Source organism: Burkholderiales bacterium, assembly GCA_013695435.1.
Classification (GTDB): domain Bacteria; phylum Pseudomonadota; class Gammaproteobacteria; order Burkholderiales; family JACMKV01; genus JACMKV01.
The window spans coordinates 1-3,731 of record JACDAM010000240.1 but is presented as its reverse complement, the minus strand read 5'-3'; the positions used below and the strand labels follow the sequence as shown (position 1 = coordinate 3,731).

The window sequence follows — 3,731 nt, the reverse complement described above, 5'->3', positions numbered from 1 at the left end:
GCTATCGGCGCTCGCCGGCTCGGCCGGTTTCCGCGTCGCCGACAAGCGCGTCCACACCACACGCCCGGATTGGCACAATGCATCGAGCCAGGTGAAATCGTAGGCGGCGATGCGCGCCGGCAGTATCTCCGATTCCCATGCCGCGGCAGGAGCTTCGAAACCTTCGAGTTGCGCCACGATTTGGGCGAGCGCATCCGGCCCTTGCCCGCGCTCATCGAGGTGCTGCCAATCGAACAGGAAGCGCAGGAAATCCTGCGCCGACACCGGCTCGATTTCGGCGCGCAGGCGCTTGACCGTGTAGCGATGAATGCGCGCCAGCAAGCGGCGATCGCACCACTCGATTTGCCGCTCGGCGCGCGCGGCGTTCGTGAACTGGCCGCGCATGATGCAGCCTTCGGCTTCGAGCGCGACCAGCGCGATGTCGATTTGCGCAAGCGGCAAGCCCAGCAACCCGGCAAGTCCCGATGCCGTGAACGGCCCCGAACCTTCCGATCTGCCGCGGATGATTTCGATCAGCGCCGCATCGGATTGCCAATCTTTCTGCAAGTCCGCCGGAAGCGCTACGCGAGGCGTGAAATCGGCCGACGGAAATACTGCCTCGAATTGCGGCAGGCGTTCGGCGGCGATCCATAGATCGATTTGCTCCCTCCCCATTTGCTGGGGAGGGTTGGGGTGGGAAGCCGCGAAGCGGACGACGCGCTGCTGTTGCGCAAGCGAATCGAGAAACGCCGGCCAATCGGCGTTGTCCACGATCTCGTGCCCGGTCAGAAATCCGATCAGGCTCAGCGCATCGTGTAGCTCATCCGCGTTTTGCGCGTCCGGCCAAGCCTCTTCGCGCACGCGCGCGATCGCTTCATCGTCGAGCTTGCCGAGATCGCTGGCCGTTTCCGGATCGAGCCAGCGGCGCGCCATCACTGCTTGCGTGCGGCGCTCTTCAAGCGGCGCATCGTCGAGGAACGCGTATGGCCGCGCGCTCAGGATTTCCAGCGCAAATGGAGACGGCTCGACGGTGTCGTGGGCGGTGACTTGCAGCTCGCCGGATTCCATGCCGCGCAACAGCGCTTCGAGGCCGTCGATGTCCATCGCATCGTGCAGGCAATCGTCTATCGTTTGCCGCACCAGTGGATGATCGGGGATTTCGCGCTCGCCGGCGAGATTCTCGGCGCAGGCGATCTGGTCGGGGAACACCGCCGCGACCAGATCTTCGGCATCCATGCGCTGCAGTTGCGGCGGAATTTTCTTGCCGGCGCGAAAACGCGCGAGCGCCAGCGCAATGCCGGCATTCCAGCGCCAGCGCGTGTTGAACATCGGCGCATCGAGCAGCGCCTGGATCAACACAGGCCGCACGCTCGCGGAATGCAGATAGCGCGACGCATCGATCAGCGGAAAACTGTGCGTTGTGGTCAGCGACAGGACAATGGCATCTTCAGTCGCGGCCGCCTGCAATTCGAAATTGAATTTGCGGCAAAAACGCTTGCGCAGGCTCAAGCCCCAGGCGCGGTTGATGCGGCCGCCGAACGGCGAGTGGATCACGAGCTGGGTGCCGCCGGCCTCGTCGAAAAAACGCTCGAGCATGATGTGGCGCTGCGTCGGCAAGCTGCCGAGCGAAGCTTTCTGCGCGGCGCAATAGTCGACAACCTGCTGTGCCGCGACCTCGTCGATGCCGACTTCGTCGAGCAGAAAGCGCAACGCGGATGCGCTGCCGCCGGCATCGATTTTCTGCGCGATCTCGTCGCGCAAACGCGATACCGCAAACGACAACTGCGGGCTGCGCGCCGGCGCTTCGCCGATCCAGAACGGAATGCTCGGCGGCTCGCCGTGCGCATCGGCGACTCTTACGCGGCCGCCTTCGACACGCAGGATGCGATACGAAGTATTGCCCAACTGGAAAATATCGCCGGCCATGCTTTCGACCGCGAAGTCTTCGTTGACCGTGCCGACAAACTGGTTCTCGGGTTCGAGCAGCACCTGGTAATCGGCGTTGTCCGGAATCGTGCCGCCGTTGGTGACCGCGGTCAGGCGCGCGCCGCGGCGTGCGCGCAGCACGCCGTTGATCGCGTCGCGATGCAGATACGCCGAGCGCTGGCCGCGCCGCGTGCTGATGCCGTCGGCGAGCATTTTTACGACTTCGGTGTATGCCTCGCGCGTCAGCGCACGATACGGCCAGGCGCAGCACATGAGTTCATACAGCCCGGCCTCGTCCCATTCGCGGCAGGTGACTTCGGCGACGATGGTTTGTGCGAGCACGTCGAGCGGCTTATCGGGTATGACAAGCGCATCAAGCTCATGACGCCGCACGGCATCGAGCAGCGCCGTGCATTCGACAAGATCGTCGCGCGAAGACGGAAACAGCCGCGCTTTCGGCGTACCGGTCACCGCATGATTGGCACGGCCGGCGCGTTGCAGGAATGCCGCGATCGCGCGCGGCGACGACAGTTGGCAAACCAGATCGACATCGCCGATATCGATGCCCAATTCCAGCGATGCGGTCGCGACCAGCACCTGCAATTCGCCGCGCTTCAAACGTTGCTCGGCGGCCAGCCGTTTTTCTTTCGCCAGGCTGCCGTGGTGCGCGGCGAGATTCTGTTCGCCGAGACGCTCCGACAGATGACGTGAAACGCGCTCGGCGCTGCGGCGCGTATTGACGAATACCAGGGTCGTGCGGTGCGCACGCACGAGTTCCGCCAAGCGGTCATAAACCTGCTGCCAGACTTCGTTCGACATCACTGCTGCGAGCGGCGATGACGGCAACTCCAGGCCGAGGTCGCGGCCGCGCACATGGCCGCTGTCGACGATTGCGCAGCTTTCGATCGACGCATCGGCGCCGATCAGAAAGCGCGCAACCTCGTCGATCGGCCGCTGCGTCGCCGAGAGGCCGATGCGCGTCAGTTTTCTGCCGCACAGCGCGTCGAGGCGCGCCAGGGTCAGCGCCAGGTGCGCGCCGCGCTTGTTCGGCGCCAGCGCGTGGATTTCGTCGACGATCACGCTTTGTGTGCTGGCCAGCATGCGCCGTCCGGAATCGCTGGTCAGCAGGATGTACAGCGATTCGGGCGTGGTGACGATGATGTGCGGCGGGCAGCGCACCATTTTCTGGCGCTCGCTTTGCGGCGTGTCGCCGGTGCGGACCTGGGTTCGGATTTCGACGTCGGGAAACCCCTGCGCCTGCAGCTGCTCGCGAATGCCGGCGAGCGGCTGTTCCAGATTGCGCTGGATGTCGTTGGACAGCGCTTTCAGCGGCGACACGTAGACGACCTGGGTTTGATCCGGCAAGCCTTCGGCCACGCCGCGGCGCACCAGCGCATCGATCGCGGTGAGAAAGGCGGCGAGCGTTTTTCCCGAGCCGGTCGGCGCTGCGATCAGCACGTGCTGCCCCGCCTGGATGGCCGGCCATGCGCGTCGCTGCGGCTCGGTCGCTGCGGAAAAGGTCGCGCGAAACCACGCGGCGACAGCGGGATGGAAGCTTGCGCAATCGAAGTCATCGGCGCCCGCGCCGCTACGCTGCTTATCGGAAATCATGCTATTGCTGAAAATCAGGGGGAGTTGGTTTTGCGGCAATGTGTCGTGTTCTCAAGTCATTCAGCTCGCGCCGCGACGGACAAATTCATCGCGGACGCCGCGCAAAGCACCCTAGCAGGCCGCTGAAATAAGAGGTATTACGAACAACAGCTGAGGGTTCATGATTTTTCTTTCTGGATTTGTCTGCAATGGGTGGTGGCAGGGTTGAATTCGGC

General features: G+C 64.0%; 1 protein-coding gene. It reads right to left on the bottom strand.

Features of this window, described 5'->3' with window-relative positions:
* On the bottom strand, positions 1-3,516 hold a 3,516-nt coding region (locus H0V78_11930), incomplete at its 3' end, for a DEAD/DEAH box helicase (GenBank protein MBA2352450.1).
* Positions 3,517-3,731 lie beyond the last annotated feature (215 nt).